This window comes from Pseudomonas sp. AC463, assembly GCF_979253585.1.
Genome location: NZ_CEEDDZ010000570.1, coordinates 1 through 275 on the forward strand (window position 1 = coordinate 1; position 275 = coordinate 275).

Here is a 275-nt window from a genome sequence, read left to right on the forward strand (position 1 = left end):
GATCATCACCGGCATCGTGCTGGCGATGCACTATGCCGCCAATGCCGGCGTCGCCTTCGGGTCGGTCGAGGGCATCATGCGTGATGTCAACGCAGGCTGGTTCCTGCGCTATGCGCACGCCAACGGCGCGTCGATGTTCCTGCTGGTCGTCTACATCCATATCGCCCGCGGCCTCTATTACGGGTCGTACAAGGCGCCGCGAGAGATGGTGTGGCTGCTCGGCGTGACCATCTTCCTGCTGATGATGGCAACGGCGTTCATGGGCTACGTTCTTC

Annotated in this window: 1 protein-coding gene; it reads left to right on the forward strand. The window is 61.8% G+C overall.

The features are described from left to right. A partial coding sequence (locus tag AC0IYH_RS31465) for a cytochrome b N-terminal domain-containing protein (protein WP_471838156.1) occupies positions 1-275 on the forward strand: 275 nt, incomplete at both ends.